General features: G+C 70.0%; 19 protein-coding genes. 5 read left to right on the forward strand and 14 right to left on the reverse strand.

Translation table 11 applies throughout. The annotated features are described in order from the left end of the window. Positions 1–26 precede the first annotated feature (26 nt). The gene (kefC, locus tag ACI1V7_RS07345) at positions 27–1,850 is read right to left on the reverse strand and encodes a glutathione-regulated potassium-efflux system protein KefC (RefSeq protein WP_404531094.1); all 1,824 of its coding nucleotides are present in this window, start codon (positions 1,848–1,850) and stop codon (positions 27–29) included. Between the two features lie 2 nt (positions 1,851–1,852). Beyond that, positions 1,853–2,428 carry a glutathione-regulated potassium-efflux system oxidoreductase KefF gene (gene kefF / locus ACI1V7_RS07350; protein ID WP_404531095.1) on the reverse strand — a complete coding sequence of 192 codons (576 nt, stop codon included), beginning with the start codon at positions 2,426–2,428 and terminating at the stop codon, positions 1,853–1,855. A gap of 195 nt (positions 2,429–2,623) precedes the next feature. Here kefF and ACI1V7_RS07355 point away from each other — a divergent pair, with 195 nt between their 5' ends. Beyond that, positions 2,624–2,992 (forward strand): hypothetical protein, encoded by a 369-nt coding sequence (locus ACI1V7_RS07355; RefSeq protein WP_404531096.1) that lies wholly within the window; start codon positions 2,624–2,626, stop codon positions 2,990–2,992. A gap of 136 nt (positions 2,993–3,128) precedes the next feature. Here ACI1V7_RS07355 and lpdA read toward each other — a convergent pair whose 3' ends face one another. From lpdA to ACI1V7_RS07375, 4 genes are all read right to left on the reverse strand, one after another. Next, positions 3,129–4,532 (reverse strand): dihydrolipoyl dehydrogenase, encoded by a 1,404-nt coding sequence (gene lpdA, locus ACI1V7_RS07360; protein WP_404531097.1) that lies wholly within the window; start codon positions 4,530–4,532, stop codon positions 3,129–3,131. Between the two features lie 4 nt (positions 4,533–4,536). Further along, positions 4,537–5,964, reverse strand: a complete 1,428-nt coding sequence (locus tag ACI1V7_RS07365; RefSeq protein WP_404531098.1) for a dihydrolipoamide acetyltransferase family protein — start codon at positions 5,962–5,964, stop codon at positions 4,537–4,539. 3 nt (positions 5,965–5,967) lie between these two features. Further along, positions 5,968–6,972, reverse strand: coding sequence for an alpha-ketoacid dehydrogenase subunit beta (locus ACI1V7_RS07370; RefSeq protein ID WP_404531555.1), 1,005 nt, complete (start codon positions 6,970–6,972; stop codon positions 5,968–5,970). An 85-nt stretch (positions 6,973–7,057) separates the two neighbouring features. Beyond that, positions 7,058–8,290: a 3-methyl-2-oxobutanoate dehydrogenase (2-methylpropanoyl-transferring) subunit alpha gene (locus ACI1V7_RS07375; protein WP_404531099.1), complete on the reverse strand. Its 1,233-nt coding sequence runs from the start codon at positions 8,288–8,290 to the stop codon at positions 7,058–7,060. Positions 8,291–8,580: 290 nt separating this feature from the next. Between ACI1V7_RS07375 and ACI1V7_RS07380 the strand changes: the two genes are divergently transcribed. Next, entirely contained in the window at positions 8,581–11,781 is a 3,201-nt protein-coding gene (locus ACI1V7_RS07380) for a hybrid sensor histidine kinase/response regulator (RefSeq protein ID WP_404531100.1), read from the forward strand. A 130-nt stretch (positions 11,782–11,911) separates the two neighbouring features. Here the strand turns inward: ACI1V7_RS07380 and ACI1V7_RS07385 are convergent, their stop codons facing one another. From ACI1V7_RS07385 to ACI1V7_RS07405, 5 genes are all read right to left on the reverse strand, one after another. Next, positions 11,912–13,819, reverse strand: coding sequence for a glycoside hydrolase family 2 protein (locus ACI1V7_RS07385; protein WP_404531101.1), 1,908 nt, complete (start codon positions 13,817–13,819; stop codon positions 11,912–11,914). A 167-nt stretch (positions 13,820–13,986) separates the two neighbouring features. After that, a complete protein-coding gene (locus tag ACI1V7_RS07390) occupies positions 13,987–14,370 on the reverse strand; it encodes a DUF423 domain-containing protein (RefSeq protein ID WP_404531102.1) in 384 nt (127 codons plus the stop codon). A gap of 17 nt (positions 14,371–14,387) precedes the next feature. Continuing rightward, positions 14,388–15,407, reverse strand: a complete 1,020-nt coding sequence (locus ACI1V7_RS07395; RefSeq protein ID WP_404531103.1) for an alpha/beta fold hydrolase — start codon at positions 15,405–15,407, stop codon at positions 14,388–14,390. Beyond that, positions 15,404–16,213: an SDR family NAD(P)-dependent oxidoreductase gene (locus ACI1V7_RS07400; protein WP_404531104.1), complete on the reverse strand. Its 810-nt coding sequence runs from the start codon at positions 16,211–16,213 to the stop codon at positions 15,404–15,406. The genes ACI1V7_RS07395 and ACI1V7_RS07400 overlap by 4 nt, the downstream gene beginning before the upstream one ends. After that, positions 16,210–17,706 carry a flavin-containing monooxygenase gene (locus ACI1V7_RS07405; protein ID WP_404531105.1) on the reverse strand — a complete coding sequence of 499 codons (1,497 nt, stop codon included), beginning with the start codon at positions 17,704–17,706 and terminating at the stop codon, positions 16,210–16,212. Before ACI1V7_RS07405 ends, ACI1V7_RS07400 begins: the two co-directional genes overlap by 4 nt. A gap of 85 nt (positions 17,707–17,791) precedes the next feature. Here ACI1V7_RS07405 and ACI1V7_RS07410 point away from each other — a divergent pair, with 85 nt between their 5' ends. After that, on the forward strand, positions 17,792–18,415 hold the full coding sequence (locus ACI1V7_RS07410) for a TetR/AcrR family transcriptional regulator (RefSeq protein ID WP_404531106.1): 624 nt from the start codon (positions 17,792–17,794) through the stop codon (positions 18,413–18,415). Here the strand turns inward: ACI1V7_RS07410 and xth are convergent, their stop codons facing one another. The 3 genes from xth to ACI1V7_RS07425 all read right to left on the reverse strand — a co-directional run bounded on the left by xth (position 18,416) and on the right by ACI1V7_RS07425 (position 22,199). Further along, a complete protein-coding gene (gene xth / locus ACI1V7_RS07415; RefSeq protein WP_404531107.1) occupies positions 18,416–19,195 on the reverse strand; it encodes an exodeoxyribonuclease III in 780 nt (259 codons plus the stop codon). A 134-nt stretch (positions 19,196–19,329) separates the two neighbouring features. Next, the gene (locus ACI1V7_RS07420; protein WP_404531108.1) at positions 19,330–20,013 is read right to left on the reverse strand and encodes a PEP-CTERM sorting domain-containing protein; all 684 of its coding nucleotides are present in this window, start codon (positions 20,011–20,013) and stop codon (positions 19,330–19,332) included. A 17-nt stretch (positions 20,014–20,030) separates the two neighbouring features. Beyond that, the gene (locus ACI1V7_RS07425) at positions 20,031–22,199 is read right to left on the reverse strand and encodes a phosphocholine-specific phospholipase C (RefSeq protein WP_404531109.1); all 2,169 of its coding nucleotides are present in this window, start codon (positions 22,197–22,199) and stop codon (positions 20,031–20,033) included. 358 nt (positions 22,200–22,557) lie between these two features. Between ACI1V7_RS07425 and ACI1V7_RS07430 the strand changes: the two genes are divergently transcribed. Continuing rightward, positions 22,558–25,005 (forward strand): glycoside hydrolase family 31 protein, encoded by a 2,448-nt coding sequence (locus ACI1V7_RS07430; RefSeq protein WP_404531110.1) that lies wholly within the window; start codon positions 22,558–22,560, stop codon positions 25,003–25,005. A gap of 98 nt (positions 25,006–25,103) precedes the next feature. Further along, positions 25,104–26,393: a hypothetical protein gene (locus ACI1V7_RS07435; protein ID WP_404531111.1), complete on the forward strand. Its 1,290-nt coding sequence runs from the start codon at positions 25,104–25,106 to the stop codon at positions 26,391–26,393. The last annotated feature ends 15 nt before the right edge of the window (positions 26,394–26,408 follow it).

Genomic DNA, 26,408 nt, shown 5'->3' on the forward strand with positions numbered 1-26,408 from the left:
CAGGGACGACGTGACATGGCCTTCCGTCAGTCCCAGTAGTGCGTCTTTTCCTCCTCGGCCGCGCGCCGGTCGCGCGCGATCATTTCTTCCAGCTCCTCGCGCGCCTGCTTGCTCAGGGAGACGAAGGTCTCGCGGTCCTTGTAGTACGGATACACGGCTTCCAGGCTCTGCTTGTTGTGGCGGCGGAAGCGGTTGGCCGCGTTGCGCGTGCGGTAGGCGCTCTGGCCCAGGCCTTCCGTCATCACCGTGCGGCCCAGCTTGAGCGCCGACTCGTAGGTCTCGCGCTCGATCATCGTGACGCCCAGGTCCATCAACTGGTAGTAATGCGTGACGTTGCGGGCGCGCGCGAAGATCGGCAGATCCGGGTAGTCGCGCTTCACCGTGTCGACGAGGGCCAGGCTGTCGTCGATGTCGTCGATGGCGACGACGACGGCGCGGGCCTTGGCGGCGCCCGCCGCGCGCAGCAGGTCGGCGCGGGTGGCGTCGCCGTAGAACACCTTGAAGCCGAAGTGGCGCAGCACCTCGATCTGGTCGGGGTCGTGGTCCAGCACGGTCAGGCGCACGTCGTTCGCGTGCAGGAAGCGGCCGACGATCTGGCCGAAGCGGCCGAAGCCGGCGATGATCACATGGTCCTCGTTCGGCTCGATGGCGTCCGCCTTCTTCTTGCTGGCCTTGCGTCCGCCGGCGCCGCCCTGGCGCCAGGCCTGGATGCGGTCGTACAGCATCAGCGTCAGCGGCGTGACGACCATCGACAGCGCCACCACGACGACGAGGATCGAGGCGACGTCGCTGGAAAACACGCGCGCGGTCGCGGCCGCGCCGAACACGACGAACGCGAATTCGCCGCCCTGCGACAGCAGCAGCGCGAACTGCAGGTGCTGGCCGCGCGCCATGCCCAGTATCCGGCTGAGCGCGTACAGGATGGCGATCTTGATCACCTGGAAGGCGGCCACGAGGCCCAGGATCAGCAGCGGCTGCGCCAGGAACACGGCGAAGTCGACGGACATGCCGACGGCGATGAAGAACAGCCCGAGCAGCAGGCCCTTGAACGGTTCCACGTCCGATTCCAGCGCGTGCCGGTATTCGGAGTCGGCCAGCAGCACGCCGGCCATGAAGGCGCCCAGGGCCATCGACACGCCGATCCATTGCATCAGCAGCGAGATCGCGATCACCATCAGGAGGGCGAACGCCGTGAAGATCTCGCGCGTGTCCGTCTTGGCGATCACGCGCAGCAGCGGACGCACAAGGAAGCGGCCGGCCACGATCAGGCCCGCCAGCACCACGACCACTTTCAGCACGGCCTGCCAGGCGTTGCCGCCGCCGCCCGCTTCCTCGGGAACGCCGAGCAGGGGCACGATGGCGATCATCGGGATGGCGGCGATGTCCTGGAACAGCAGGATCGAAAAGCCGGCCTGGCCGGCCGGCGTGGGCATGAGGTTGCGTTCCTCCAGCGAGGCGAGGGCGATCGCGGTGGACGACAGCGACAGGCCCAGGCCGGCGATCAGCGCGACCTTCCAGTCGATGCCAGCCAGGATGGCGGCGCCGCACAGGGCGGCCGCCACGCCCAGCACCTGCGCGCCGCCCCAGCCGAAGATCGGGCGGCGCAGCGACCACAGCTTGCTGGGCTCCAGCTCCAGGCCGATCAGGAACAGCAGCAGCACGACGCCGAACTCGGCGAAGTGCAGCGCGTCCTCGACCTCGCCGATAAGGCGGAAGCCGTAGGGGCCGATCAGGATGCCGGCCAGCAGGTAGCCCAGCACGGCGCCCAGCGCCAGGCGCTTGGCCAGCGGCACCACGAGCACGGCTGCGGCCAGGTAGACCATCGCGTTGAACAGCAGGTTATGTTCCATGTTCACGCCTCCCCGGTGTAGGGCGTGGACGCGGCCAGCGCCAGGCCCGCGTAGCCGGCCAGGCGGCGCCGGAACTCGGCCGCGTGCGCCTCGATGGTCGCTTCGTCCGCCCTGGCGGCGCCGTGCAGCACCAGTGGCTCGATCCAGTCCATGCCGCACAGCGCGGCCGTCTGCTCGAACGGGGCCAGGAAATCCGCGAACGGGCGGCCGTGCAGGCCGCCGGGCCGGTAGGCGTCCGGGCCGCTGCCCGTGGTCGTCACCAGCCAGTAGCCCTTGCCGCGCAGCGCGCATTCGCCCTTGCCGTAGGCCCAGCCGGGCTGCAGCACCTGTTCCATCCACTCCTTCATCAGCGACGGCATGCCGTACCAGCGGAACGGGTGGAGGAAGACGACGAGGTGGGCGGCGGACAGCAGGGCGCGTTCACGCTCGCCGTCGATGTCGAAGTCGGGATACAGCTCGTACAGGTCCTGAACCTGCACGCCGGGCGTGGCGCGCGCGGCGGCGGCGAGGCGCCGGTTGGCGGGCGAGCGCTGGGGCGCGGGGTGGGCATAGATCACGAGGATGGGGGCAGTCGTCATGCGGGTTTCCAATATTGCAGTGTTGCGTTCTTGCACTTATAGCATATCGACGCCTGCCACGCTTCTGCCGGAGAACCAGCTTTCTCCAAGACATCTTGCGCCCGACAACTCCTACAAGCCAGCCGGGCGCGTGCCGATGGTCGCGCGGCCCCAGGGGCGTATGATGAAACCATCAAGATTGACGAGGAGAACACGATGTCCATGCAAAGCGAAGGCCAGGATGCCAAGGGCCGCAACTACGACCAGGTGACCAAGGACGGCAGCACATCGATCGGCACGCTGGGCGCCGGCGGGACCGGTGGCGTGAACGACGTCGGCAGCATGTCCGGCGAACGCGCGGCCGCGCGCGACGGCGCTGCCGGCGGCGGCGTCAATACGCAATCGGACCCGGGCGGCAATGCGCAGGGCGGCCGTACGGACGACCTGCTGTCGGACGGCAGCGACGCGGACCGCGGCGACGGCTACGTCGGCGAGGAAGCGGGCGAGATCCAGACGGGCATGGGCGGCATCGGCAGCCTGAGCACGGGCAATGCCGGCAGCCGCCAGTCCGACGACAAGCCATGATGGCGTGAGCCGGAGCGGCTAGTACTACGCCCCTCGCGGGGATCGGGGGCGCGCCAGCGGACTGGCGCGCAGCACGGGCGGGGATGCGTCGGGGTGACGCATTCTCGCCCGTGTCTTTGCACGCTCGCCGGCGCCGTCAGATATGCAGGGCGTGGCCCAGTGCCTTGAGCGCCGCCTCCTGGACGGCCTCGCCCAGCGTGGGGTGGGCGTGGATCGTCCCGCCGATGTCTTCCAGCTGGGCGCCCATCTCGATCGATTGCACGAAGGCCGTCGATAGCTCCGAGACGCCCTTGCCGACGGCCTGCCAGCCGACGACGACGTGGTTGTCCTCCCGCGCCACCACGCGGACGAAGCCGTCCGTCCCCTCGATCGTCATCGCGCGCCCGTTGGCGGCGAACGGGAAGCTGGCCGTGACGACGTCCAGGCCCAGCCGCGCCGCGTCGGCCGGCGTGTGCCCGACGACGACCACTTCCGGATCCGTGAAGCAGACGGCGGGGATCGCCGCGGGCGCGAAGTGGCGGCGCTTGCCGGCGATGATCTCGGCCACCATCTCGCCCTGGGCCATCGCGCGGTGCGCCAGCATCGGCTCCCCCGTCAGGTCCCCGATGGCCCAGACGTTGCGCATCGACGTGCGGCACTGGTTGTCGATGCGCACGGCGCGGCCGTTCATGTCCAGCAGCAGGCTCTCCAGCCCGTAGCCTTCCGTGTGCGGACGGCGTCCCACGGCCACCAGCACGCGGTCCGCTTCCAGCACGGCTTCCTTCCCGCCGCCGTCGCGCAGGCGGACGCCGCGCCCGTCCTCCGCCAGTCCCAGCACGCTCGCCTCCAGGTGAATGTCGACGCCCAGGCGCTTCAGGCTGGCCGCGACGGGCCGCGCCAGCTCCTCGTCGTAGGCGGGCAGGACCCTTCCGGCCGCTTCGACGATGGAGACGCGCGCACCCAGCTTGCGGTAGGCCGTGCCGAGTTCCAGGCCGATGTAGCCGGCGCCGACGACGACCAGGTGCTGCGGAATGCCGTCGGGCGACAGGGCTTCCGTCGACGAGATCACGTTGCCGCCGAACGGCATGAACGGCAGCTCGACGGCGCGCGATCCCGTGGCCAGCAGTAGGTGCTCGCAGCGGATGCGCAGCACACCGTCGCCCGTGTCGACGTCGACCGTCTTGCCGTCGACGATCCGCGCGTGGCCATGGACCAGCTTCGCGCCGTTCTTCTTCAGCAGCGTGGCGACGCCGCCCGTGAGCTTGCCCACGATGCCATCCTTCCACTGCACGGTGCGGCCGATGTCGATCGTCGGTTCGCCCGCCCGGATGCCCAGCGGCGAGGCATCACCCGCATGGCTGCGGGCCGCGTGGAATTCATCCGCCGCGTGGATCAGGGCCTTGGACGGGATGCAGCCGATGTTCAGGCAGGTGCCGCCCGGCCTTGCCCCTTCCACGAGCACGGTCGGGATGCCCACCTGGCCGGCGCGGATGGCGGCCACGTAGCCGCCGGGGCCGCCGCCGATGATGAGCAGGGTGGTCGTTTCGCTTGTGGTCGTCATCGGCTCACTCCACGAACAGCAGGGTCGGGGCTTCGAGGTAGCCGCGGATCGTCTGGATGAATTCGGCCGCCACCATGCCGTCGATGACGCGGTGGTCGAACGAGGACGACAGGTTCATCATCTTGCGCGCCACCATGCCGCCGTCGCGCACGACGGGCCGCTCGACGATGCGGTTGACGCCCACGATGGCCACTTCCGGACGGTTGATGACGGGCGTGCTGACGATGCCGCCCAGCGCGCCCAGGCTCGTGATGGTGATCGTGGAGCCGGACAGCTCGTCGCGGGCGCACTTGCCGTCGCGGGCGGCCTGGGCCAGCCGGGCGATTTCCGCGGCGTTCGACCACGGATCGCGCGCCTCGCTGTTGCGCACCACGGGCACCATCAGCCCGGCGCCGGTCTGCGTCGCCACGCCGATGTGGACGGCTTCGTAGCGGGTGACGATGCCCGCACCTGCGCCCGCACCTGAGCCCGCACCGGCGCCCCCAGCCTCGCTGCCGTCGTCATAGCGGGCATTCACCTCCGGGTAGCGGCGCACGGCCAGCACGACGGCGCGCATCAGCAGGGGCAGCAGCGTGATGCGGCCCCGTTCCTCGCCGTAGCGGTCATTGAGCTGCTTGCGCAGCGCCTCCAGCTCCGTGACGTCGACTTCCTCGACGTAGGTGAAGTGCGGGATCTGGCGCTTGGCCAGCTGCATCTTCTCGGCGATCTTGCGGCGCAGGCCGATCACGGGGACGGCTTCCTCGCCATCCCGCTGCACGTAGCGGCTGTCGGCGCCGCCGGCGTGGGCGCCGCGGCCGGCCAGGTGCGCATCGAGGTCGGCATGCGTGATGCGGCCGGCCGGGCCGCTGCCGGCCACGTACTGCAGTTCGATGCCCAGGTCCCATGCGCGCTTGCGCACGGCGGGCGCGGCCTGCGGCTTGTCGCCGGCGGCGCGCGCCTGCGGCCGACCCGGCGCGGCGGCTGGCGCGCGGGCCGGCGCTGCTTGGGACGGTGCAGCTTGGGACGGTGCAGCTTGGGACGGTGCCGCCGCGACGGGCTGGCGCTGCGCCACGCTGGCGGCCGCCTCGGCCACGCGCGCCGGCTCCGGCACGAAGCCGTGCGGCAGGTCCGCCGGCTCGTCGGCCGCCGCTCCTGCTGGCGGCTGCGCCACGGGCGCGGCGGCCGGCGCGGCGCTGCCCGCGTTCCCGGCGCCTTCCACCTGCAGGCGGATCAGTTCCGCGCCCACGGCCAGCGCCTGCCCGACCTGGCCGCCCAGGCCCAGCACGGTGCCGTGCACGGGAGAGGGAATCTCGACGGTCGCCTTGTCCGTCATGACGTCCGCCAGCACCTGGTCTTCCTTGACGGTGTCGCCCGGCTGCACGCGCCAGGCCACCACTTCCACTTCGGCGATGCCTTCGCCCAGGTCCGGCATCTTGATCACGTAATCGCCCATTATCTATCCTTCCATCGCACGCTTGAACGCCGCACCGACCCGGTCCGGACCGGGGAAATACGCCCACTCCTGGGCGTGCGGATACGGGGTGTCCCAGCCGGTGACGCGCTCGATGGGCGCTTCCAGCTGGTAGAAGCAGTGTTCCTGCACGAGCGCCGCGAGTTCGGCGCCGAAGCCGCTCGTGCGGGTGGCCTCGTGCACGATCACGCAGCGGCCCGTCTTTTTAACGGACGCGACGATGGTGTCCAGGTCGAGGGGCCACAGCGTGCGCAGGTCGATGATCTCGGCGTCGATGCCCGTTTCCTTCGCGGCCGCTTCCGACACCCACACCATGGTGCCGTAGGCGAGCACCGTCAGGTCGGCGCCGGGACGGAACACGGCGGCCTTGTCGAGGGGGACCGTGTAGTGGCCTTCGGGGACGGCGCCGAGCGGGTGCTTGGCCCAGGAGACGACGGGGCGGTCGTGGTGGCCGTCGAACGGGCCGTTGTACAGGCGCTTGGGCTCCAGGAAGATCACGGGGTCGTCGTTCTCGATCGACGCGATCAGCAGGCCCTTGGCGTCGTAGGGATTGGACGGCATCACCGTGCGCAGGCCGCACACGTGGGTGAAGAAGGCTTCCGGGCTCTGGCTGTGGGTCTGTCCGCCATAGATGCCGCCGCCGCAGGGCATGCGGATCGTCAGCGGCGCCGTGAAGTCGCCGGCCGAGCGGTAGCGCAGGCGCGCCGCCTCCGACACGATCTGGTCGGTAGCCGGGTAGAAGTAGTCGGCGAACTGGATCTCGACGACGGGGCGCAGGCCATAGGCGGCCATGCCGACCGCCGTGCCCACGATGCCGCCTTCCGAGATCGGCGCGTCGAACACGCGCTGCTTGCCGTACTTGGCCTGCAGGCCGTCGGTGACGCGGAACACGCCGCCGAAATAGCCCACGTCCTGGCCGTACACCACGACGTCGCCGTCGCGGCCCAGCATGACGTCCATGGCCGAGCGCAGGGCCTGGATCATGGTCATGGGCGTGGCCTTGTCGCGCGTTTCCGCCGCCGCCTCGTCGTGCGCGGCGCCGTTCTTTGCCGGATTGTCGATGTCTCGCATCACGTCATACTCCCAGTTGCTGGCGCTGCCGGCGCAGGTGTTCGGGCATGTCCTTGTAGACGTCCTCGAACATCGATGCGGCGCTCGGCACGCGGCCGTCGATCAGGGTGCCGTGGCGCTCGGCTTCCTTCTGCGCCGCCAGCACTTCCGCTTCCAGTTCCGCCTGCACGGCCTCGTGCTCGGCGTCCGACCACCAGCCCAGCAGGGTCAGGTGGCGCCGCAGCCGGCCGATCGGGTCGCCCAGCGGGAACTGGCTCCATTCGTCGGCCGGGCGGTAGCGCGAGGGATCGTCCGAGGTGGAGTGCGGGCCGGCGCGGTAGGTCACCCACTCGATGAGCGTGGGACCGAGGTTGCCGCGCGCCCGTTCGGCGGCCCAGCAGGAGGCGGCGTAGACGGCCAGGAAGTCGTTGCCGTCCACGCGCAGCGAGGCAATGCCGGCGCCGACGCCCCGTGCCGCGAAGCTGACGCTCTCGCCGCCGGCGATGGCCTGGAAAGTGGAGATCGCCCACTGGTTGTTGACGACGTTCAGGATCACGGGCGCGCGGTACACGTGGGCGAACGTGAGGCCCGTGTGGAAGTCGCTTTCGGCGGTGGCGCCGTCGCCGATCCAGCCGGAGGCGATTTTCGTGTCGCCCTTGATGGCGGACGCCATGGCCCAGCCGACCGCCTGCGGGATCTGCGTCGCCAGGTTGCCGGAGATCGTGAAGAAGCCGTCCTTCTTGACCGAGTACATGACGGGCAGCTGGCGGCCCTTGAGCGGATCCGCTTCGTTGGACAGCAACTGGCAGACCATGTCGACGAGCGGGTAGTCGCGCGCCATCAGCAGGCTTTGCTGGCGGTAGGTGGGGAAACACATATCGCCCTGCTTGAGCGCGAGCGCGTGCGCCGTGCCGATCGCTTCCTCGCCCAGGCAGGTCATGTAGAAGGACAGCTTCTTCTGGCGCTGGGCGATGACCATGCGGGCGTCGAAGATGCGTGTCTTCATCATCGTGCGCAGGCCGAAGCGCAGCGTGTCGCGGTCCAGTTGCGGGTTCCAGGGACCGACGGCGTTGCCGTCGTCGTCCAGCACCCGGATCAGGCTCGCGGCCAGCGCCGCCGTGTCCTGGTAGCGGACGTCGACGGCGGGACGCGGGACGGCGCCGGCGGGGGTGATGTCGAGATACGAAAAATCGGTCTTGCAACCGGGGCGGCCGGTGGGCTCCGGGACGTGCAGCGACAGAGGGGTGCTCTGGCTCATGGCGCGCTTCCTTTGTAAGAAATGTGCGGGAGAGAACATATTAGTTGCGGCAAGTGAGCGCACGGCAGCCCTGCCCAACTATTTTTCTGCTGCCGTGCAGCATGGGCATGCCTTCGTGAGGCCGCCCGGCGCGCCGGTGCAGGCGACGACGGTAGCACGCAGCGCAGCGCGACATGGTCGATTCGGGCAAGAGGATCGGCGGGCGTATGTACGCTAGATGAATCGTATGCGCGTTTGCGCCAAACAGGATTACAATTTCCACCTCACAAGAAAATGGGCAGATTGACAAGATGTTGACACAGGCAGCTCCGGTCAGGGCATTCGGCACCGGTGGCGGTGCGGTCGGACAGATCATCGACGACTTCGATTGGAGCAAGACCAGCCTCGGACCCATCGCGGGCTGGCCGGCGATCGTGCGCACGACCGTCGAGCTGATCCTGCGCTCCCCGTTGCCGATGGTGACGATGTGGGGCGAGGACGGCGTCATGATCTACAACGCCGGCTACGCGCTGCTTGCCGGCGGCCGCCATCCGGGCAGCCTGGGCGGTAAGGTGCGCGAGGAATGGCCGGAGATCGCCGACTTCAACGACCGCGTGCTGCGCACCGTGCTGGCCGGCGGCGCGCTCGACTACCACGACGAGGAATTCACGCTGCAGCGCAACGGCCGGCCGGAACAGGCCTGGTTCGACCTCGGCTACTCGCCCGTCGTCGACGAGGCGGGCCGCGTCGCCGGCGTGCTGGCCGTCGTCATCGAGACGACGGGCAAGGTCCGGGCCGAACGCCGGCTGGCGGGCGAGCGCGCGCGGCTGCAGGCGCTGTTCGAGCAGGCGCCCGGCTTCATGGCCATCCTGACGGGCCCGGACCACGTGTTCGATGGCGCCAATCCCGCCTACCTGGAACTAATGGGCGGGCGCGACGTGATCGGCAAGCCGGTGCGCCAGGCGGTGCCCGAGGCCGTGCCGCAGGGCCTGGTGGCGCTGCTGGACCAGGCCTACCTGAGCGGCGCCAGCGTGGCGGCGGCGGGACGCGAGGTCTGGCTGGCCGGCGCGGACGGCGTGCGCCGCCAGGCCTACCTGGACTTCGTCAACCAGCCGCTGCGGGGCGAGGACGGCGCCGTGTTCGGCGTGTTCGTGCAGGGCCAGGACGTCACCGAGCGCGTGCGCGCGCAGGCGGACCTGCGCGAGAGCGAGGAGAAGTTCCGCATCTTCGCCCAGGCGATGCCGCACCAGGTCTGGACGGCGGACCCGGACGGCAACCTCGACTGGTTCAACGAGCACGCGGTCACGTACAGCGGCCTCGATCACGGGGCGCTGCGCGGGATCGGCTGGACCGCCATCGTGCACCCGGACGACCGCCACGCCACGCAGACGCGCTGGGCCACGGCGATCGCGGGCGGCGGCCACTACGAGAACGAATTGCGCCTGCGCGCCAAGGACGGGCGCTACCGCTGGCACCTGGCACGCGCCGTGCCGCTGCGCGGCGAGGATGGCGTCACGCTGCGCTGGGTCGGCACGCACACGGACATCGAGGACCACAAGGTGGCCAGCGAAACGCTGGCGCTGCTCAACGCCGACCTCGAAGCCCAGGTGGCGCGGCGCACGGCGGAGCGCGACCGCATGTGGAAGCTGTCGCGCGACGTGATGCTGGTGGCCGACTTCGACGGCGTCGTCGAGGCCGTGAGCCCGGCCTTCGCCTCGATCCTGGGCTGGGCCGAGCACGACATCGTCGGCAAGGGCATGCTGGGCCTCGTGCATCCGGACGACCAGGCCGCCACGGCCGCCCAGCTCGCGTCGCTGCGCGCCGGGCACTACGTCTACAAGTTCGAGAACCGCTACCGGCGCAAGGACGGCAGCTGGTGCCTGCTGTCGTGGAGCGCGTCGCCGGACAGCGGCTTCATCCACGCGATCGGAAGGGACATCACGGCCGACCGCGAACAGGCCGAGCAGATCCGCCGCACCGAGCTGGCGCTGCAGCAGTCGCAGAAGATGGAGACCATCGGCAAGCTCACGGGCGGCGTCGCCCACGACTTCAACAACCTGCTGCAGATCATTTCCGGCAACCTGCAGCTGCTCGAGATGGACCCGGCCGGCGCGGAGGTGCCGCGCTGGATCGCCAACGCCCGCCTGGCCGTCGAGAAGGGCGCCAAGCTCGCCAGCTACCTGCTCGCGTTCGGCCGGCGCCAGCCGCTGGAGCCCAAGGTGGTCAAGGTCAGCCGCGTCGTCACGGGCATGGAAGACATGCTGCGGCGCGCGCTGGGCGAGGAGATCGAGGTGGAGCTGGTGATCTCCGGCGGCCTGTGGAACACGGCGATCGACGTGGCCCAGGTCGAGAACGCGGTGCTGAACCTCGCCGTCAACGCGCGCGACGCGATGGGCGGCGCCGGCAAGCTCACCATCGAGGCGAGCAATGCGCTGCTCGACGATATGTATTGCCGCAACCATGCGGACGTGGCGCCGGGACAGTACGTGCTGCTGGCCGTGACGGACACGGGCACGGGCATGGAGCCGGACGTGCTGCGCCAGGCGTTCGAGCCCTTCTTCTCGACCAAGGAAGAAGGCAAGGGCACGGGCCTGGGCCTGTCGATGGTGTACGGCTTCGTCAAGCAGTCCGGCGGCCACGTCAAGATCTACAGCGAGCCGGGACAGGGGACGACGGTCAAGATCTACCTGCCGCGCACGACGGCGGCCGAGGATGCCCTGGGCCCGGTCGAGCCCCAGCAGCCGGCCGTCGGCGGCACCGAGACGATCCTGGTGGCCGAGGACGACGAGGCGGTGCGCACCACCGTCGTGGAGATGCTGACGGAGCTGGGCTACCGGGTGCTGAAGGCGTCCGACGCGGCCAGCGCGCTCGCCGTCGTGGAATCGGGCGTGCAGATCGACGTGCTGTTCACGGACGTCGTCATGCCGGGCCTGCTGCGCAGTCCCGAACTGGCGCGCATGGCGCGCGAGCGCCTGCCCAACCTGGCCGTGCTGTTCACCTCGGGCTACACGGAAAACGCCATCGTGCACGGCGGCCGCCTCGATCCGGGCGTGGAACTGCTCGGCAAGCCGTACACGCGCGAAAGCCTGGCGCGCCGCATCCGCCAGGTGCTTTCCCAGCAGCGCCAGCGCAGCCGTGCGGAGTCGCCGCCGCCCGTCCCGCCGGACGGCGCCAAGGGCCGGCTGCGCATCGTCCTGGTCGAGGACGAGGACGAGATCCGCGACAGCACGGCGATGCTGCTGCGCCACCTGGGCCACGACGTGCTGGAGGCGGTGGACGCCGAGCAGGCCGTCGGGCTGATCTCGGACCGGGCCGACGTCCTGATCACGGACGTCCAGCTGCCCGGCATGTCGGGCGACCTGCTGGCGGCCCAGGCCCGGTCGATGGCGCCGGGGATCCGCATCGTGTTCGCGACGGGGAAGGGCGAAGTGAACAACTGGCCGGACGCGGTGGTGCTGCGCAAGCCGTACAACCTGAGGGCGTTGATGGAGGTGCTGGCCAGCGCTGCGTGACTCCCGCCGTTGCAAGTGCATGAGTTAGTGCGTCGTCCCCGCGCAGGCGGGGATCCAAGTTTTTTGCGCAGCCGGCTCGCTTGCTGGGATTGGGCCCCTGCCTTCGCAGGGGCGACGGTGTGGCGGAGGCTTACTTTTCGTATTTCTTCTGGATCCCGTCGTAGTACTCCTTCAGCGTCCAGTACGCCATTTTCTTCTTCCCCGTCTCCGACACCAGCCCCTTGCGGTTCCAGAAGTCCTGGAAATAGGGGTGCGGGCGCCGCGGCGAGCGGAAGTCGGCCAGTACCCACGGCGTGATGCCGCGCAGCGAGGGGATCGCGGCGAACATCCTGAACTGGTTGCGGTACAGCGCGTCCTGGTACTCCTCGCTGAAGCGGGTGTCGGCATCGGCGTGGTAGCCGGCCAGCGCGTCCGCGCCGAATTCCGTGATCACGACGGGCTTGTCGGCCTTGATGTCGAAGCGGTAGTTCAGCATGTCGGCGTTGCTCGACCAGTACCAGCCCGCGTACTCGTTGAAGCTGATCAGGTCCAGTTCCTGCGCGAGCGGATCGTCGACGGTGATGTCGGCGCCGCTGCGGTGGATTTCCAGCGCGGCCGCGACGAGGCGGGTGTCGTCCAGGGCGCGGGCCGTGCGCGCCAGCTTGCCCATGAAGGCGTTGCGCGGCGCGCCGATGGGCGTCTCGTTCCCCACCGACCAGATGACGACGCTGGCGCGGTTCTTGTCGCGCACGATCAGGTCCGTCAACTGGGCGCTGGCGTTGGCATACGTGTCCGGATTGTCCCACGAGATGGTCCAGTAGACGGGCACCTCGGCCCACACCATCAGCCCCATCTCGTCGGCCAGGCGCAGCATCTCCTCGCTGTGCGGGTAGTGGGCCAGGCGCACGTAGTTGCAGTTCAGTTCCTTGGCCCACTGCAGCAGCATGCGCATGTCGCCGGCGCCGCGCAGCCGCCCCGGGATCAGGGGATTCTCGTCGTGCAGCGCGACGCCGCGCAGGAACACGGGCTTGCCGTTCAGGAGGATCTCGTGGCCGCGCGTGGCGATGGTGCGAAAGCCGATGCGGTCGCGCACCGTGTCGCCGCCGCTGGACAGCTCGACGGCGTACAGCTTCGGCTGCTGCGGTGTCCAGCGCTGCAGCTTGCCCGCGGGGAGGTCGATGGCGGCGCGGCCGTCGGCGCCTGTCCTGACGGTGGCGCGGATGCCCGCTTCGGGAATGGTCACGGTGACCTGCTGCGCCGGGGCCGCGCCGGCCAGCTGCACGTAGCCGGCGATGCGGCCCGGGTCGCCCTTGGCCAGCTGCACCTTGTAGTCGGCGATGTAGGTCGACGGCAGCTCGGCCAGCAGCACGTCGCGTGTGATGCCGCCGTAGTTCCACCAGTCCGTGTTCAACGTGGGAATGGCTTCCTGGTGGCGCGTGTTGTCGGCCTTGACGACGACCACGTTGCGGCCCTTGGCGAGCAGGCCCGTCACGTCGAACTGGAACGGCGTGAAGCCCCCGCGGTGCACGCCCAGCTTCTTGCCGTTCAGGTAGACGTGGGCTTCGTAGTTGACGGCGCCGAAGTACAGCATGTAGTGCTTGCCCTCCTTGGGCTCGGCGTCGAACACCTGGCGCATCCAGACGGTGCCTTCGTACAGCTGCAGGCGTTCCGCCTGGGAGTTCCAGTCGCCCGGGATCTTCAGCGTCGGCGCCAGGTCGAAGCTGTACTCGGCCCATTCCGTCTTGTCCTTCGGCTTGCGGTCGTCGTAGAAGCCGCCCTTGCCGCTGGCGGAAGCGTCGAACGGCATGCGCCGGTAGTCGTAGTAGCCCGTCTCGTACGGGTCGATGATGTAGCTCCAGCGGCCGTTCAGGCTCACGTGGGAGCGGCCCTGGATATTCTGGATCGGCGGCGCGATCCTGCTGGCAGCCGCCGCCGCGGCCGGCGTGCCGGCTAGCTGGACATCGCCGGGTCGCGCCTGGGCATGCGCCCCTGCATGGGCTGCCATGGCGGCGAGCATCAATATGGCGGGCAGGGCCAGCCGGGGCAGTAGGTGTCTCATCCAGTCTCCTCGTATGAATCGTGTTTGGCAACGTTTCCATTTTGTCGTCACGATGGTAGCGGGATCGCGGATGAGCGTCAAAACGTTTCTGCGGGGGATGGGGAGGCGATGCGCGGGGCGCAGCAAAATGCTTCTGCGGCGGCAGGATAGGGACAGGCGCCGGGAAATCAGGCGCCGAGGGCGGCCCAGGCCAGACTCGCCCAGCCGGCCAGCAGCGCCAGCCCGCCCAGCGGCGTGACGGCGCCCAGCCATTTGCGGCCGGTCATCGCGAGGATGTACAGCGAGCCGGAAAACACGAGGGTGCCGACGACGAACAGGACGCCCGCCGCGTGCAGCGCGCCGGGCGCCAGGCGGCCGGCGGCCGCGCCCCCGCCGACCAGTGCCAGCGCGTGATAGAGCTGGTAGCGCACCCCGACCTCGAATACGGCCAGCATGTCGGTGCCCAGGCGCTTGCGCAGGCCGTGTGCCCCGAAGGCGCCCAGGGCCACGCCGATGAAGGCGGAGACGGCGCCGGCGGCGATCAGGAGGCGGTCGAGGGAAAGATGGTCCATGGCGCCATGATAGCCGATCAGCGGGGCGCGCCGCTCCCCGTGCTGCTGCCCGTGTCGCCCGTCCCCGTCGCCTGCGCCGTGCGTGCGGCCACGAGGTCGGCGTACGCGCGCCGGATGAAGGCGGCGCAGGCCTCGGGCTTCGTCACCGGCAGCATGTGGCCACCGTCGACGAGGTCCAGGCGCGCGCCCGGGACCTGGGCGACGAGGTCGCGTCCATTGGCCTGCCACGACAGGATGCGGTCGTCGCGCCCGTACAGCACGCTGACGGGCAGGCGCAGGTCGCGCCAGCGCTCCTGCAGGGCCGGCAGGCAGTCGGGCAAGGCCTGCAGGTCGAGCGAGGCGGACAGGAAGGCTTCCGGGCGCAGGCCCAGCAGAGCGCCGCCGCGGGTGGCGAAGTCGGCGGGCGGCGCTTCCGGTCCGAACACCTGGTCCAGCGTCGCCCGGCCGCGGCGGATCGAGGACGGTACGGCGAGGGTCCAGGCGAGCAGGCGGCGCACGGCCGGCGAGCGTACGGTCAGTCCCTCGAACGCGGGCGGCACCTCGTCCTGCATGCGCGTGAGCGGCGCGATCAGCGCGAGGCCGCCCACGTGCTGCGGGTATTCCAGCGCCAGCGTCAGCGCGACGGCGCCGCCGAGCGAATGGCCGACCACGAGCGGCTGGCGCAGGCCGAGGCGCTCGATCAGCGCGGCCAGCGCCGCCGCTTGATCCGACAGGCCGGCGCAGGCATCCGCCGTGCGCGCGGAGTGGCCGGAGCCGGGACGGTCGACGGCGATCACCCGGAAGTCCCGGTCGAGCCGCCCCGCGATGCCATAGGTGTAGTGCGAGAGCTGGCCGGCCAGGCCGTGGATCATCAGGATCGGCGCGCCCTGTCCGCTTTCGTGCAGGTGGATGCGCGCCCCCGGCACGTCGACGAAGCGCCCCTTCGGCGGCAGCACGGCCATCACCTTCGCGCGCACGGCCACGGTGAACAGGAACAGCCCGAGGATACAGGCCAGGACCGCGGCGGCGGCGGTCGCCAGGAGGGAAGCCAGGGTCATCTCTTCATCGCTTTCTTCAACAGGTTCCAGTAGCCGACGGGCGCCAGGCGCTCGAGCCAGGCCGCGGCGCGCGCGTCGCCGCCCACCAGGATACGCGCATGGCGCCGTTCGATGCCGCGCACGATGCGTTCGCCTGCTTCCTCCGGCGGCATGCGCAGCATGGCCTGCATCGCCTTGCGGCCGCGCGCGACTTCGTCGGCCGGGGCGCCGTCCGGCACGCGCGCGTTGCGGGCGATCGACGTGGCGACGCCGCCCGGGTGGACGACGGTCACGCCCACCGTGCTGCCGGCCAGCTCGTGGCGCAGCGCGTGCGAGAAGCCGCGCAGCGCGAACTTGCTGGCCGCGTAGGCCGCCTGGCCGGGCGGGGCGATGATGCCGAAGATGCTGGAGACGTTCACGATGCGCGCGTCGTCGCTGGCGCGCAGCAGCGGCAGGAACGCGCGCACGAGGCGCACGGGGGCGGCGAAATTGACGTCCATGAGCCAGTCGAAGTCGCGCTCGGCCACCTGCTCGAAGGTGCCGCCCAGCGCGACGCCGGCATTGTTGACGAGCAGGTCGACGCGTCCGTGGCTGTCCAGTACATTCGTGGGTAAAGCGGCGCCGGCGGCGCGGTCGGTGACGTCGAGCCGGTGCACGCTGGCGCGCACGCCGTGCGCGTGCACTTCGTGCGCCGTGGCGGCGGCGGCCTGGCCGTCGATGTCGGCCAGCGCCAGGTGGCAGCCGCGGCGGGCCAGGGCGAGCGCCGTGGCGCGGCCGATGCCGCCGCCGGCGCCGGTGACGACGGCGACGCGGTTGGTGAGGTTCAAGGCAGTGTTCCTTTCGCGCCCAGGCGCAGGGTGCCGTCGGCGAGGCGGCCGAAGCGGATGGTGAGCATGTCCATCAGGAAGTTCTGGTGCACGCGCCAGGGCCGGCGCTTGCCCTGTTGCGGCAGCAGGTGCGCGGCGCGCTGCACGTAGCCGGACGTGAAATCGAGGAAGGGCGCCGGTTCCGCCGCTGGGTCGCGCCGGACGACGGCGATGGCGGCGCCCTTGCTGTCCATGTGGCGCAGCAGGCGGCAGGCCCAGCCCGCCGTCAAGTCCGCCTTCAGCGTCCACGACGCGTTCGTGTAGCCGAAGGTGACGATGCAATTCGGCAGGCCGCTCAGCATCATCCCCTTGTACGACATGGCCCGGTTGGCATCGAACGGGACGCCGTCGACGCTGATGGCGATGCCGCCCAGCAGCCGGATCTGCAGGCCGGTGGCCATCACGACGAGGTCGGCGGGCAGCTTGCGGCCCGAGCGCAGCACGAGGCCGTCGGCCTCGAAGCGTTCGATGTGGTCGGTGGCGACCGAGGCGCGGCCGCTGCGGATCGCCTGGAACAGGTCCCCGTCCGGCGCCACGCAGATGCGCTGGTCCCAGGGCTTGTATGCAGGCGTGAAGTGCGTGCCGACGTCGTAGCCGCGGCCCAGCTGGCGCCGCGCCATCGCGACGATCTTCTGCTTCGCCAGTTCCGGCCGGGCGCGCACGACGCGGTACATCAGCATGCTCTCGACGATCACGCGCCAGCGCGTCAGCGCGTAGGCGGCACGCTCCGGCAGCCGGCGCCGCAGCCTGGTGGCGAAGCCGTATTCGGAGGGACGGCTGACGATGTAGGTCGGCGAGCGCTGCAGCATCGTCACGTGGGCCGCGCGGGGCGCCATCGACGGCACCAGCGTGACGGCCGTCGCACCGCTGCCGACCACGACGACCCGCTGGCCCGTCCAGTCGAGGTCCGCCGGCCAGAACTGCGGCTGGACGATGCGGCCGCGGAAGGCGTCCTCGCCGGGAAAACGCGGGCGGTAGGCCTCGTCGTAGCTGTAGTAGCCGCTGCACAGGTACAGGAAGCGCGTGCGCAGTTCCTCCGTGGCGCCCGCATGCTCCACCTGCACGGTCCAGCAGGCATCGGCACTGCTCCACGCCGCAGCGACGACCTTGTGACCGTAGCGGATTTGCCGGTCGATGCCGTGGCGGCGCGCCGTGTCCTCGATGTACGTACGGATGGCGGGGCCGTCGGCGATCGCCTTGCCGGCGGTCCAGGGAGCGAACGCGTAGCCCAGCGTGTACATGTCGGAATCGGAGCGCACGCCGGGATAGCGGAACAGGTCCCAGGTGCCGCCCATCGCGGCGCGCGCCTCCAGGATCGCATAGCGCTTGCCGGGACAACGGTGCTGCAGGTGCCAGGCGGCGCCGATGCCGGACAGGCCGGCGCCGACGATCAGCACGTCGAGGAGGCCGGCGGCGGTGCCGCCGTCCTCCGTGGCTGGAAGGGAGGAATGCATGGCGTCTCGGAATCTTGTCGTTGTTGGAACTTGACACTGTATATTGTCACAAATTGAATGACAAGATTCTGTGCGAAAATACTATATGGCTTCTGTATCAACCCCTTCCCGGACCTACCGGGGCGTACCCCAGGACGAGCGCCGCGCGCAGCGGCGCAGCCAGCTCATCGCCGCCGGCGTCGCCGTGTACGGCGAGCGCGGCTATCGTCATGCGACCGTCAAGGCGGTCTGCGAGGCCGCCGGCCTCACGGAACGCTATTTCTACGAATCCTTCGCCAACAGCGAGGAGCTGCTGATCGCCTGCTTCCATCACGTGACGGACTCCGTGATGGCGCAGATCATGGAGGCGGCCGATTTGGCCGGCGACGACCGCATCGTCCGGGCCCGCGCCATGCTGCATACCTACCTGGCGGCGCTGCAGCGCGAACCGCAGTCGGCGCGCGTGTTCCTGGTGGAGATCCGCGGCGTGAGCCGCGCCGTGGACAAGGCGTTCGACGATGCGCTGCGCCAGATCGCGGATGCGGTGGCGGGCCAGGTGGCGCCGCCGGACATGCCCACCGACCCGCTGCTGCGGGCCGGCATCGTGGGCGGCGTGATCCACATCGCGCTGCGCTGGATCGGGGATGGCTACGAGCCGGACATCGAACGCGTGACCGACAGCGCGCTGCGCATGGTCGGCATCGTCCTGCAGCCGCCGGTTACGGCCTGATCACTTCTTCCAGTCGAATTCGACCCAGGTCGGCGCGTGGTCGCTGGGCTTCTCGCGCCCGCGTACGTCGCGGTCGACCCCGGCCGCCTTCAGGTGCGGCGCGAGCGAGGGGCTGAGCAGCAGGTGGTCGATGCGCAGGCCGGCGTTGCGCCCGTAGGCGTCGCGGAAGTAATCCCAGAAGGTGTAGATGGTCTCGCCCGGGTGGGTGGCGCGCAGCGAATCCGTCCAGCCCTGTTCGAGCAGGCGTTCCCATGCCGCGCGCGTCTCGACCCGGAACAGCGCGTCGTCGACCCAGCGTTCCGGCTTGTAGACGTCGTCCGGCGTCGGAATCACGTTGAAGTCGCCGGCGATGACGACGGGCTTGCCGCTGTCGATGAAGTCCTGGGCGCGCAGGCGCAGGCGCTCCATCCAGGCCAGCTTGTAGTCGTACTTGGGACCGGGCGCCGGGTTGCCGTTCGGGAGATACAGGCCGGCCACGATCACGCCGTTCACTTCCGCCTCGATGTAGCGGCTTTGCTCGTCGCTCGGGTCGCCCGGCAGGCCGCGCTGCAGCTCCTTCGGCTCCACGCCGCGCGCCAGGATCGCCACGCCGTTCCAGCTTTTCTGGCCGTGCCAGATCGGGTGGTAGCCGGCGGCGCGGATCTCCGCTTCCGGGAATTTGTCTTGCGGCGCCTTGAGCTCCTGCAGGCAGGCGACGTCCGGTTGCGTCTCCTCGAGCCACTGGAGCAGGGCGCCGAGACGGGTATTGATGCTGTTGACGTTGAAAGTGGCGATTCGCATGGTGTCATCCGGGGTTCGTGGGCTGCGGTGCAGCGCCGCCAGCCGGTGGCCCGGCGGCGCCTTGGTGCGAGCGATGATACCCGATCGCTAACCAGGCGCCGGTGGCGCACGCACGCAGAGGCTCCCGTCGGCCGTCAGCGTCCCCGACCCGCCGCCTTTCCGCGCCGGCGCGCCCAGCCCAGCATGCCCAGGCCCAGCGCGAACGTGGCGGCGATGCCGGGTTCCGGCACTTCGCCCTCGGGCGCCTGCAGCACGAAGGACAGGTTGTCGGCGTAGCCGTCGTTGTCCGTTGAGGCGAGCCGCTCCATCGACAGCCAGAACGACACGGCGTGGGTACCCGTCGGCATCAGGCCTTCCGACGCCCGGTACAGGAGGCCCGTCTGGCCGTCGCGGTCTTCCGGCGTCACGGGACCCAGTGCCGCGCCGCCGATCTCGACGCCGGATTCGTCGAGGAACTGCACGTAGAACAGGGCGTTGTCGCCTTGGTCGGCCCAGCCGCCCAGCCAGCCGCTGAGGGAGAATGCCGTCGCCTGCGTCGTCGTGGTGCCGAAATCGAACGTCTGCCAGGCCGCGGCGTACTGGCCCGTACCGGCGAACAGGCCGTGGCCGCGGTCGGCCGGACCCGGCTGCGTCGGCAGCACCCAGTTGCTGCCGTAGTCGACGGCCTGGATCATGCCGTAGCCGTCGTAGCCGTTCCACCCGGCGGTGCCGGCTTCGGCGTCGCCGTTGACGACGAGGTTGCTGCCATAGAGGACGGCCGCCTGGCTGCCGCAGGCGGCGGCAAGCAGCGCCGCGCCGAGGATGCATCGTAGTGTCATGGTCGTTTCCTTCGTGGTTAATTGACGCGGTACTGGTCGAGCTGGGCCGGGCCCTGCATCGCCGGGTCGCTGATCGAGGGCAGGCCGTTTTCCAGGTGGCCCGCGAAGCGCCGCAGCCAGCCCGGCAGGCCGCTCACGCGCAGGCTGACGTCGTACCAGTTGGAACTCGCCGCCAGCGGCAGGCGCACGGTGCTGCGCGAGCGGGGCAGCACGCGCACGTCGGGGATCCGGGTGCTCGTGTACTTGTTCGACGTCAGCTGGAACACGCAGGCTTGGTTGCCGTTGTTGACCAGCTCGACCACCAGCTCGCCGGCGCGCCGGTCTGCCTGCAGGTTCATTTCCGGCCACGGGGCGTCGGCCGCGCGGCGCACGTCGCCCACGATATGGCGATGGAAGCCGTTCGGCCCCAGCACCCACAAATCGTAGGCGGCCGTCGTGGTCCAGCGTCCAGCGAGCTGCTTGCCCGCTTCGACCGTGTAGCGGCGCGGGATCTGGTCGAGCGCGAGGCGGTCGTACACGTGGAACACGGCACCGGCCTCGCCCGCGTTCTGGAACACGAGGTCGACCTGGCCGGCCGCCGCCTGCGCCTGTACCTGCAATTCATAGGGCAGGGCCCGTGCCGGGCGCACGCCGGCCGCCTGCACGGGCGCGGCCAGCGTCGAGGGGATCGCGGGCACCTTGGTGCTGCCCAGGCTGAGGGCGAGCTGGCGCCGTGCCGCCGTGTCGGGCAGCGGCGGCAGGGCGCCGTTCTGCGGATTGACGAAGTCGAAGCACGACAGCAGGTTGCCGCTGACGGCGCGCCGCCACGGGCTGATCAGGGGTTCCTTCACGCCGAAGCGGGCCTCGATGAAGCGCACGACGGACGTGTGGTCGAACACCTGCGAATTGACCCAGCCGCCGCGGCTCCACGGCGAGATCACGTACATCGGCACGCGCGGACCGAGGCCGTAGGGCCGGTGCAGCGTGCGCGCATCGGCGCCGTTCTGGATGTGGTGGTATTCGCCCGTCGTGTCGACGGTCGAGGCACCGGCCAGCCTGGCCTGCGCCGGGTCGCTGCTGTAGCTCGTGTACGAGGGGACGGCCGGCGGCGGCATGTGGTCGAAGAAGCCGTCGTTCTCGTCGAAGTTGATGAGCAGGACCGTCTTGCTCCAGCTGTCCGGATTAGCCGTGAGGGCGTCGAGCACGCGGGCGATGTAGTCGGCGCCCGAGGCGGGGCTGGATGGCCCGGGGTGCTCGGACCCTTCGGCCGTCGCCACCACCCAGCTCACCTGCGGCAGGCGGTTGGCCAGCACGTCGGCCTTGAGCAGGTCGAGGTCGCGCGTGCTCACGCCGCGCTCGCGCAGGGCCTGGGAATAACCCGGGCGCCCGTACCAGGCGTTGCGGAAGGGGCGGAAGCCGGCCAGGGAATTGTCCGTGAAGTTGTCCGCCATGTTCTGGTAGACCTGCCAGCTGACGCCCGCGGCCTGCAGCCGCTCCGGATACGTGGTCCACAGGTAGTCGGTGGACGGATCCGGGTTGAAGTCGTCGTGGCTGTTGTCGGTCGACGGGCCGCCGGCCGCGCCCAGCGGATCGTTGTGGCCGCTGAACAGGAACAGGCGGTTCGTGTTGGTGCCCGTCTGCGTGGCGCAGTGGTAGTGGTCGCAGATCGTGAATGCGCGGGCGAGCGCGAACTGGAACGGCACGTCGCCTTCCGCGTAGTAGCCCAGCGCGTGGTTCTGCTTGACGTTGCACCAGTCGTTCATGCGGCCGTGGTCCCAGGCCATCTGGGCGTCCAGCCAGGCGTGCGGCGTGCCCGCCACGCGCATGACGGGGAAGTCCTGCACGGTATTGAGGCGGAACGGCGCAATGGCGCGGCTTTGCGGCCAGGTCGGACGGCCCGGCACGGGGGCGCCGCCCACGGTCTGCTGCACGAAGACCGTCTTGCGGCTGAACAGGTTCTGGCGGTCCATCACGGGAATGGGGAACGGATCGCCGAAGCCGCGCACGCCCTCCAGGGTGCCGAAGTAATGGTCGAAGCTGCGGTTCTCCTGCGTCAGCACGACGATGTGCTCGACGTCCTGGAGACTGCGGGTGCGCTGGTTGGCCGGCAGTGCGAGCGCGCGTTGGATCGCGGGCGGGAACGAAGCAAGGACGGCGCTGGCGCCGCCTGCCTGGGCGAATGTGCGGAGGAAGTCGCGGCGGCTCATGCCTGCACCTCCGTGCGGAAAAACGCGGTACCGAACAGTTGCATGTGATGGGGTCCATGTCGTTGGTGGGGACTGGCGCGGGAGCCGCCAGCGCAGTCCAGAGTAGGCAGCCTTCGTTAAATGTTGATGACACGCTAACGGTTCGTTCGCGTGTTTAGTGCCTGGAATGAAACACACGGACGCCAGTGTGCCAAGCCCTTGGCCCCATCGACAACGTAGTCAAACTACAAGCTTCACACAATACCCGATGCCCTGGACAGGCTGTTGAGGTACGCTGTTTGTAAATTAACTACCTCATGCGTTTATAATCCGACGGCGCGCCGACGGCGCCGCCGCCGACAATGACAACGACGAGACCATGACCAAAACCCACCACGCCCGCCTGGCCCTGTGCCTGGCCGTCACCGCCGCCTTCGCGCCGCTCGCCCACGCCCAGAACGCCGACCGGCGCTTCGTTTCGATGAAACCGATCGCCGGCGGCATCGAGGTGACGGCCAGCGACGGCCGCTACCTGATCACCTCGTATGCGCCGAACATCGTCGAGACGACGTTCGTGCCGAAGGGGCAGCAGCCGCAGCCGGGTTCGCACGCCGTCGTGCTGGCGCCCGCCACGGCGCCGGTCCAGGTGAAAGCCGATGCGCGCCGCGTCGAACTCGCGGCCGGCGGCATGACGGTCACGATCGACAAGGCGCCGTTCCGCATCGCCTATGCGTACAAGGGCCGCCCGCTCGTCGCCGAGAAACGCGGCTATGGCCGGGCGGAGATGCAGGGGGAGAAGCTGGAAGCGCTGGAATTCGCGCTGAACGACGACGAGGTACTGTACGGCGCCGGTTCGCGCGCCGTGGGCATGAACCGCCGCGGCAACCGCTTCCGCCTGTACAACAAGGCCTCGTACGGCTTCGGCGCGCGCGCCGAGCAGATGGGTTACGGCATCCCGGTGGCGCTGTCCTCGCGCAAGTACGCGATCCACTTCGACAATCCGCAGGCGGGCTGGCTGGACATGGACAGCCGCCACGACGGCACGCTGCGCTACGAAGTGATGGGCGGACCGAAGACCTACCAGGTGGTGGCCGGCGACGACTGGGCCGAGGTAATGGACGGCTACACGCGCCTGACGGGCCGCCAGCCCTTGCCGCCGCGCTGGGCGTTCGGCAACTTCGCCAGCCGCTTCGGCTACCACACGGAAGCCGAGACGCGCGCCGTCGTCGACCGCTTCGCCGCGGACGGGATCCCGCTGGACGCCGTCGTCCTGGACCTGTACTGGTTCGGCAAGACGGTCAAGGGCACGATGGGCAACCTGGCCTGGGACCGCGACAGCTTCCCCCATGCGGAAGCGATGATGGCGGACTTCGCGAAGAAGGGCGTCAAGACCGTGCTGATCACGGAACCGTTCATCCTGACGACGTCCAAGCGCTGGCAGGAGGCGTCGCAGGCCGGCGTGCTCGCCACCGGCAAGGACGGCGAGCCGCTCGCCTACGACTTCTATTTCGGGAACACGGGCCTCGTCGACGTGTTCAAGCCCCAGGCGCGCGACTGGTTCTGGAACATCTACAAGGAGCTCAAGGCGGGCGGCGTGTCCGGCTGGTGGGGCGACCTGGGCGAGCCGGAAGTGCATCCGGCCGAGGCGCGCCACGCCACGCCGCGCGGCACGGCCACGGCCGACCAGGTCCACAATATCTACGGCCACGAATGGGCGCACCTGATTGCGGACGGCTATGCAAGGGACTACCCGGCCGAGCGCCCGTTCATCCTGATGCGCTCCGGCTACTCCGGCTCGCAGCGCTTCGGCATGATTCCGTGGAGCGGCGACGTCAGCCGCGGCTGGGGCGGCCTGCAGTCGCAGATGGAGATCTCGCTGCAGATGGGCATGCAGGGACAGGCCTATATGCACTCGGACCTGGGCGGCTTTGCCGGCCCCGTGCTGGACGACGAGCTGTTCGTGCGCTGGCTGCAGTACGGCGTGTTCCAGCCCGTGTTCCGTCCCCACGCGCAGGAGCAAGTGCCGGCGGAGCCCGTGTTCCGCACGCCCGAGGTGAAGGCGCTGGCGCGCGAGGCGATCCGCCTGCGCTACGCGATGCTGCCGTATAACTACACCACGGCCTTCGAGAACAGCCGCACGGGGATGCCGCTGATGCGTCCCGTGATGTTCGAGGAACCGGAGAACGACATGGCCCCGACCACGGCCGTCTCCGGCACCTACCTGTGGGGCCCGGACTTCCTCGTCGCCCCCGTGACGGAACCGGGCGCGACGCGCAAGGAGATGTACTTCCCGAAGATCGCCGGCCATCCGGAAGCGGCCTGGTACGACTTCTACACGGGCGCACCGCACCGCGGTGGCATCATCGAAGTGGTGCCGACGGTGCGCGAGCACATTCCGACGTTCGTGCGCGGCGGCGCCTTCGTGCCGCTGGCCACGCCCGTGCTGACGACCCGCGACTACAACACGCGCCAGCTGGAACTGCACTACTGGCACGATCCGGCGGTGACCGCGGCCGAAGGCCAGCTGTACGACGACGACGGCGAAACGGCGCGCGCCTACGAGACGGGCAAGTACGAACTGGTGCGTTTCGGTGCCAGGGCCGGCGCTGGCCGCCTGGATATCACGTTTACGCCGCAAGCCGGGGCCGCGATGCAGCCCGTGGCCCGCAGCTTCGTGCTGAAGGTGCACAATGTCGCGGCGAAACCGCGTGCCGTGGAGGCGGGCGGCAAGGCGCTGGCGCATGTGTGGGACGAGAAATCGAAATTGCTCGAGGTAAAACTCCCCGTGCTGCAGGGTACGTCGATGCAGGTCAACGTGGGGCCGTAACGGCACGGCGATATTGCTGCGCCGCGTCAGCCGCGCTCCCCGCTTGTGCGGGATTCGCTACACTGCCGGATGGGCAAGGCAGAAGCGCGCACCGCACCATGAAGACCCAACTGTTACAAGACATCGACGAGAGCGGCTCCAAGTCCGGGCCGCAGCCGCCACCGACGCTCCCGGCCGCCAGGCCGGACGAGGGCGCGTCCCTGATCGAACGGGCGGCGCAGGCCCCGCGGGCCGCTGCGCCCGCGCCTGCGGTGGTGCCCACGTCCGCAGCGATCTCCGTACCCGACGCAGCACCCGACCGGGCACCTGAGCTGGCAGCCGAGCTGGCCCCCGGGCTGGAAGCCGCACCTGCAGCTGCATCGTCACCGGCGCCCGCGCCCCGTCCGCCGGCGGCCGTGTGGCGGCGCGCGCAAGCCACCCCTGCCGCGCAAGCGCTCCACGAAGGGATTGCCGGCGCATCGATGCAGCGCGCCTTCGATCCGCGCTACGGAGAGGCGCGTGTGCCGCCGCCGCGCCATGCGGTGCCCGAGCCGTCCTTCGCCCCGCGGGACGCCGCGCCACCGATCCCGCCCGCACCCCCGGTCCCGCCGGTTCCCCCCGTTCCGCCAATCCCGCCGGCGCGCGACCCGGCGCCCGAATCCGCGATCCCGGACTGGCTGAACGAACGCCTGCGCGAAGATGCCCAGCGCGAGGAAAGGGTGCAATGGAGCAGTGCGTGGAAGCGCCGGCTCGCCACGTGGAGCATGGCGGGCGGGCTGCTGGCCGTCGTGGCCGCCGGCGCCCTGTGGGTCTACGAAGACAACCGCGTCGACGGGGCGCTGGGCGTCGTCGCGCAGACGAGTCCGGGCCAGAAGCCGGCACCTTCCGCGCTCGTGTTGACGCCGGCGCCCGTCGAAGCGCCGCCGACCGTGCAGGCGCCGGCACCCGCGCCGGCGCCCGTGGTGGCTGCCCAGGCTGCGCCCGAACCGCCGCAAGCCGCTGCGCCGACCCCATCCACGTCCACGGCGCCTACCGAGGCCGCGCTACCTGCGATCGCGGGCGGTGCCGGCGCGCTCGCGCCCGCCGCCGGCGGCGCGAAGCGCGAGGCCGATCCGCCCGCAGCCCCTCCCGCCACACGCGAGGCCGAGACGAAAGCAGCCCAGCAAGCGGCCGCGCGCGCCGAGCGCAGGTCCGCGGCGGCAGCCGCCCGCCGCAGCGCGCAACGGCGCCAGGTGGCGCAGGCCGACAAGCCCCGGCGTCCCGCATCGGCGCCCGTTACCGCGGAGCCTACGCCGCGCCAGCGGCGCGAAGAAACGCTGATGCAATGCCGTGCCCACGGCTATGACCAGCGCCAGTGCGACCGGCGTGGCTGCCTGATGACGTCGTACGGATTCGTCTGCAAGGGATAGGACCGGCCGCGTAGT

The organism is Massilia paldalensis, from assembly GCF_044901715.1.
In the GTDB taxonomy this organism is placed as follows: domain Bacteria; phylum Pseudomonadota; class Gammaproteobacteria; order Burkholderiales; family Burkholderiaceae_D; genus Telluria; species Telluria paldalensis.